The sequence below is a fragment of the Methylomagnum sp. genome, from assembly GCF_054333355.1.
Genome location: NZ_JBTEKS010000259.1, coordinates 1 through 6,192 on the forward strand (window position 1 = coordinate 1; position 6,192 = coordinate 6,192).

At 57.6% G+C, this 6,192-nt stretch carries 5 protein-coding genes; 3 read left to right on the forward strand and 2 right to left on the reverse strand.

The genetic code is table 11. The annotated features are described in order from the left end of the window. Positions 1 to 22 precede the first annotated feature (22 nt). Positions 23 to 1,057: a hypothetical protein gene (locus ACXWUF_RS16445; RefSeq protein ID WP_458495732.1), complete on the reverse strand. Its 1,035-nt coding sequence runs from the start codon at positions 1,055 to 1,057 to the stop codon at positions 23 to 25. A 303-nt stretch (positions 1,058 to 1,360) separates the two neighbouring features. Here ACXWUF_RS16445 and ACXWUF_RS16450 point away from each other — a divergent pair, with 303 nt between their 5' ends. Both ACXWUF_RS16450 and ACXWUF_RS16455 read left to right on the forward strand, forming a co-directional pair. Continuing rightward, positions 1,361 to 3,223: a VWA domain-containing protein gene (locus ACXWUF_RS16450; protein ID WP_458495733.1), complete on the forward strand. Its 1,863-nt coding sequence runs from the start codon at positions 1,361 to 1,363 to the stop codon at positions 3,221 to 3,223. A gap of 167 nt (positions 3,224 to 3,390) precedes the next feature. Continuing rightward, complete coding sequence (locus ACXWUF_RS16455; protein WP_458495734.1) at positions 3,391 to 5,097, forward strand: BatD family protein; 1,707 nt, start codon at positions 3,391 to 3,393, stop codon at positions 5,095 to 5,097. Between the two features lie 14 nt (positions 5,098 to 5,111). Here ACXWUF_RS16455 and ACXWUF_RS16460 read toward each other — a convergent pair whose 3' ends face one another. Further along, entirely contained in the window at positions 5,112 to 5,306 is a 195-nt protein-coding gene (locus ACXWUF_RS16460; RefSeq protein ID WP_458495735.1) for a hypothetical protein, read from the reverse strand. A 73-nt stretch (positions 5,307 to 5,379) separates the two neighbouring features. Between ACXWUF_RS16460 and ACXWUF_RS16465 the strand changes: the two genes are divergently transcribed. Then, positions 5,380 to 6,069 (forward strand): class I SAM-dependent methyltransferase, encoded by a 690-nt coding sequence (locus ACXWUF_RS16465; protein WP_458495736.1) that lies wholly within the window; start codon positions 5,380 to 5,382, stop codon positions 6,067 to 6,069. The last annotated feature ends 123 nt before the right edge of the window (positions 6,070 to 6,192 follow it).

The following is a 6,192-nucleotide window of genomic DNA, read 5'->3' on the forward strand; positions in this document are numbered from 1 at the left end:
ATGTCGTCGAGGCTGGTAAAGATCATCGTAGGAGTGCCATTAAGGAAAGATTGAGGGAAATATTGCTTGATTTTACCCTGACAGCCTTAAAGTAACAATTGTGAACAATATACTTATGATAATTTGGGAACATCTCTATTGTTATGTAATCTTTCCAAATGTGGCTGCTACCAGTATTAAAGCTGATGTCTTTGTTGGCGCTATAGACTAAGCTGCGCTTTAGTTTTGCAGCTTCGCTTATTAAGCCATCATTGGCTGGTATCGGTGTAAGCGGTTCTTTGTATTCTTCGCCGGTTCTGTAATTGGCTACATATTTTTCATATTGTTGAGTTTTAGTATTCAGCTTCCTAAAATGAACCCGCACATCTCGCCATTCAAAAAGCAATTGCCCTATATAATAATTCAATGCCAGCAGATAGCTTCTTAAAATTGTAGCTGAATTGCTTTGCTTTAATTTTAATGTGATTGAGTTAACATAGTCGTCCGTCAGCGATGTGACGTGATGATTAAATTGCGATACTGACTGAATGTAACGGGGCAATACTTCAAAAAAATGCCTATCAATTTGATATTTAAAAGAGACGGGTATAATAATATGCTGTTTTTTATCTAAAATTTCATCAATGCCTTCCTGCAACAAAAGCAGCCTATTTTTCTCCTCTTCAATTTTAGTGCGTTCTTTTTCGAGAAAAACTTTTTCTTTGTTTAGCTTTGCCAGATCAAGTTCATCCTCAATTACCTTTTTTATCTCTTCTCTTTTTAGTGAATAGTAATCATCAATAGCTTTTTTATCTCCCAGAAGAATTTCCCATGCATGTATTTTATATCTAGATTCCTGCCTTTTGAGTATTTTTAGCATCACCGGAAGCGCAACCATAAATGAAACCAACCAAGAGAAAAGGAAGGCGACAAAAACCGCAGACCTATTTTCCTTTGTTATCTCAAAAAACTCGCTGAGTGCCACAAACTCCCCAATAAGAATCGCAGCACCGCCAGAAAAAGATAAAGCTTTTAGCCAAAGAGCCATCAAACCGAAAAAGAAGCAGGGCTGCTCCAATGCCAGATATTGCTCCGATTAACACAAAAACAGCTGAATCCATTTCTGATTATTCTCTATATGCGAATATTAAAAGACCAGCCAAAAATACGTAGATATTTGAGAGTATAACCTCCGAATTAGCTGCCTAAATTCCGGGGCTTACAAATTGCGCTGCGCTACACTTTGCGATGGATGACAACGTTACACTTCACTGATAACCCAGTCAATCATGCAAAAGCTGGCTTGCACAAAATATAGAGATCACTTGTCCAGATATAAGTGTGACTGCCTTGAGCGCCAAACGCTAAAGCAATTGAACCCATGACCGACTTCCATTTCCTCCGCCCCTGGTGGCTGCTGGCCCTGCCTCTCCTCGCCATTCTATTGTGGGCGCTGTACCGCCAACGGCGCGGCGGCGGCGACTGGCGCGAGTTCTGCGATGCCGGCCTGCTGCCCCATATCCTGATTGACTCGCCCGCCCGCCCGGCCCGCAATCCCCTGTGGCTCGCGGCCCTGGCCGGGATACTGGCTGTGTTAGCGTTGGCCGGTCCCGCCTGGGAACGGCTGCCCACGCCCGTTTTCCGCAACCTCTCGGCGCTGGTGGTGGTGCTGGACCTGTCCATGGCGATGGACGCCGCCGACCTCAAGCCCACCCGGCTGGAACGGGCGCGGTTCAAGATCGACGACATCCTCCGCGCCCGCAAGGACGGCCAAACCGCCCTGGTGGTCTACGCCGGGGATGCCTTCACCGTCACGCCGCTGACCGATGACGCCGCCACTATCGCCGCCCAGTTGTCCGCCCTCGCGCCCCGGCTCATGCCCGTGCAGGGCACCCGTCTGGATTTGGGGTTGGAGATGGCGGCGCGGCTCCTCAAGCAAGCCGGGTTGAAAACCGGCGACGCGCTGCTGGTCAGCACCAGTGAAGGCGCGGCGGGGGCGGAAGATACGGCGGCGAAGCTCCGCGCCGATGGCTACCGGGTGTCGGCGCTGGGTGTCGGCACCGAGTCGGGCGGTCCTGTGCCCTTGGCGGAAGGCGGCTTTTTGAAGGACTCGCGGGGCAATATCGTCATCCCTAAACTGGAAGCCGCCGCGCTGCGGCGCTTGGCCGAGACGGGCGGCGGGCTTTACCGCGAGATGGATTCGGGGTCGGGCGATTTGAATGCCTTGCTGGGTTTCATCGACCACCGCACCGAGACCGCCGAATCAACCGGCAGCCCCATGACGATTGAGCAATGGCGGGAGGCGGGGGTGTTTTTGCTGCCGCTGCTGTTGCCCTTGGCAGCGCTGGCGTTCCGCCGGGGCTGGCTGGGTCTGTGGCTGGTGATCGCCCTCGCGCCCGCGCCGCAATCCGCCGAAGCCTTCGAATGGCGGGATTTGTGGCTGACGCCCGACCAACGCGCCCAGCGGGATTTCGCGGCGGGCGACGCCAAGGCGGCGGCGGAACGCTTCCAAGACCCGGCCTGGAAAGCCGCCGCCGAATACAAGGCGGGCGATTACGAGCAAGCCGCCAAGGCGTCGGAAAAGCTCGACACAACCAATGGCCAGTACAACCGGGGCAACGCGCTCGCCAATCAAGGCGAATTGGCGCAGGCGCTCAAGGCGTATGACCGCGCCTTGCAGCTCGATCCCAAGAACGAGGACGCCGCCTACAACCGGAAATTGGTGGAGGAGGCGCTGCGCAAGCAGCAGGAAGAGCAGAAAAAACAGGAGCAAAAGGATCAGCAGCAAGGGCAGGACCAGGGACAGGAGCCTCAGCCATCGCAGTCCGGGCAGGATGGTCAGAAATCGCAGCAACAGAACCAGGACGGCCAGGGGCAACCACAGCAAGGCAAGGATGGGTCCGACTCGTCATCGGCGCAGAACCAGCCGGACGCGGGCCAGAGCGGCGACCAAAAGGATCAACAGCCCGACCGTTCCAATCAGGCCGCGCCGGAAAAGAACCAGCCATCGGACAAGGAGGGCAAGTATCCGTCGGCCAAGCCAGCCCAGCCCATGCCCCAGCAACCCGCCGATCAGGGCAAGCAAGCCGAGCCGAAGTCCGCCGCACCCGAGTCTGAATCCGAAGCCTCCTCCGAGACCCGGCAGGCGCAGGAGCAATGGCTGCGGCGCATCCCCGACGATCCGGGTGGGTTGCTCAAGCGCAAGTTCTATTACCAGTATCGGCAACGCCAGCAACAGCAATGAATGGAGCGGAATCCATGGTGAATCACAGGACTTACGCGCTCTCCCCCTTCTCTCTCAGGAAGAAGGTGGGGATGAGGGAAGCAAAAAAGGAAAAAAGCTTTATTGTTAATCCCCTCACCCCAGCTCTCTCCCTGAGGGAGAGGGAGCAAAAAGGAGGGGCGGCAGGCATGATGCGCTTCGTTTGGCTATGTCTGGCGCTGCTCTTGCTGCACGCCACGCCCGTTCTGGCCGCCGCCAAAATCGAGGTCAGCCTGGACCGCAACCCGGTGCCGCTGAACGAATCCTTCACCCTGATTTTCTCCGCCTCGGAAAGCCCCGACGACGATCCAGATTTCAGCCCCTTGGAAAAGGATTTCGAAGTCATGGGCCAGACTCAGAGCAACCAGTTCTCCTTCAAAAATGGCCAGTCCGCCCGCAGTATCGAATGGCGGCTCACGGTGATGGCGAAGCGGGCGGGCACCCTGGACGTTCCGCCCGTCGCCTTCGGCAGCGACCACTCCGAGCCGTTCTCCGTCACCATTATCCAGGGCGCGGCGGGACGCGGCGCGGCGGCGGACGAGGATGTTTTGTTGGAAGTGGACGCCGAGCCGAAGAACCCTTATGTGCAGGCCCAAGTCATTTATACCGTCAGGGTGTTCAGCCGGTTCCAAATGGGCCAGGCCCGCTTGGCAGGCCCGGAGGCGGCGGACGCCTTGATTCAGCAATTGAATGGCGAGCAACAGAGCATCGCCACGCGGAACGGCGTGCAGTACCGGCTCACCGAAGTCCGTTACGCCCTGTTCCCCCAAAAGAGCGGCAAGCTGCGCATCGAGCCTACTCGGCTGGACGCGCAAATCCCCGTCGCCGGGCGCTCCGGGTTCAATCCGTTCTTTAACCGCAGCCGGTCCCAGCGCTTGCAGTCCGAGCCGGTGGAGCTGGAGGTGCGGCCCGTGCCCCCGGAATTCGCGGGCAAGCACTGGCTGCCCGCCGCGAGTTTGGCGCTGGAGGATTCCTGGGCGCAAAAACCCCCGCAGACCACCAGCGGCGAGCCCATCACCCGGACGCTGACGCTTAAGGCCGAGGGCGCGACGGTCGGCTTGTTGCCGGAACTGAACCCGGCGTCGGCTCCGGATTCGGGCGACATCAAGCAATACCCCGATCAACCCACGCAGAATGAAGAAAAGCGCCAGGACGGACTTGCCAGCGCCCGGCAGGAGAAGACCGCGCTGATTGCCTCCAAGCCCGGCACGTATCGGCTACCCGCCGTGGAAATTCCCTGGTGGAACACCAAGACGGATCGGATGGAAACCGCGAAGCTCCCGGAGCGGATTTTGACGGTCCTGCCATCGGCCCACTCGCCATCCCCCGAACCCGCGCCGCCTGCGCCGGAAGCCGTCTCGGAAACCCAGCCGCCGCCTTCCGTCCCGGTGGAGGCCAAGTCGCCTGAGGCGGTGTCGGCCACGGGGGCGGGGCTTTGGTTCTGGCTGGCCTTGCTGTTTGGGTTGGGATGGCTGGGCACGGCCCTGGCCTGGTGGCTCAGCCGCCGACCACGGGTGAATGAGGACGCGGAACCATCGGCGGCAATCCAGCCGGAGCGGCAGTGGGTCGAAGCGGTCGAGCGGGCCTGCCGGGCGAATGATCCCACCGCCGCCCGGCGGGCCTTGCTGGGCTGGGCGTCACAGCGCTGGCCCGAGGCTGGAACGGGGGCTTTGGAGCGGTTTTGCGGTGGGCCGCTGGGCCGGGAAATCGACCGGCTCAATCGGGCGCTCTATGCGGGCGAGAGGGCGGACTGGCAGGGCGCGGACTTATGGCGATGCTTCCACCATGACACGGCCACGAAGCCGAGCGGGAAGGGCGGGGCGGTTCCGGCGTTGGAGCCGCTGCATAGGCTGTAGGCCGGGCTTTAGGCTTACGAGTCCTTGCCCGAGAAGGCATCGACGAGCCAATAAATCCCGTGGGTGGCGACCACGCCCAGCCCGAAGCCCCCGATGAAGAATTCGGACGCATGGTGCCCGGCGGTGACGGCGGCGAATTTGCCGACGGCGAAGCCGACCACCAAGGCGAAGCCGATGCGCAGGCGTTTGATGATTTCCTGGGTGTTCATGAATAAAAAACCTTGGGCAGGAAGCTTGATATGATTCCGCGTTTTATTAATCAACGCTTTGATGGTGCTTGCATTGGAAGACTTCATCCGTAAGTTGTTTGTTGATCCCAACATGCTACGCATGGGACACCATCAACGGGCCGAAGATATGAATCTTGGGTTGGGGTGGCTATATTACTCGATGGTGCGGATTATCCGCCCCGAACAAGTTGTGGTCATTGGCTCCTACCGTGGCTTCGTGCCGCTGATTATGGCGAAAGCATTACTCGACAACGGCGGGGCAGGCAAAGTCTGTTTTATTGACCCGTCCTTAGCCGATGGCTTTTGGATGGACGCGGAAGCTGTAAGGCGGCATTTTATAGCTTACGGAATCAGTAATGTGCTTCATCACAGATGCACGACCCAGGAATTCATCACCACCGAATCATACTCGGCACTGTCTGAAGTGGGGCTATTGATGGTGGATGGGTATCACACTGCCGAACAAGCCCGTTTTGACTATCTCGCATTTCTAGAGAAACTCTCTGATGCCGCAGTGGTCATGTTCCACGACAGCATTTATCCCAGGCATAGCCCCATTTATGACAGGGAAAACCCCTATCGCCACACGGTGTATCAATTTATGGAGCGCCTGCGGGAAACCCCAGGGATCGATCTGTTCAGCCTGCCGTTCGACAGCGGCCTTACCTTGGTGCGTGGCCGTCCGGCTTTTCTGGATTTCATCAACGCGCCCTTTCCATCCCCGCAAGCAGCGGGGTTGTAGGCTATTCGTCCTCCCGACGATTCTGCATGTAGGCCAGAAAGTATTGGTTTAGCTCATCACGGGAACGAGCCCAGCGCCAGGGGGCGTTGTTTTCGGTCTGGAGGTCGCGGTCCAGATCAAGCC

Coding starts and splice junctions, on each gene's coding strand:
- ACXWUF_RS16460 (WP_458495735.1), bottom strand. CDS start 5,306: ATGAACACCCAGGAAATCATCAAACGCCTGCGCATCGGCTTCGCCTTG.
- ACXWUF_RS16455 (WP_458495734.1), top strand. CDS start 3,391: ATGATGCGCTTCGTTTGGCTATGTCTGGCGCTGCTCTTGCTGCACGCC.
- ACXWUF_RS16450 (WP_458495733.1), top strand. CDS start 1,361: ATGACCGACTTCCATTTCCTCCGCCCCTGGTGGCTGCTGGCCCTGCCT.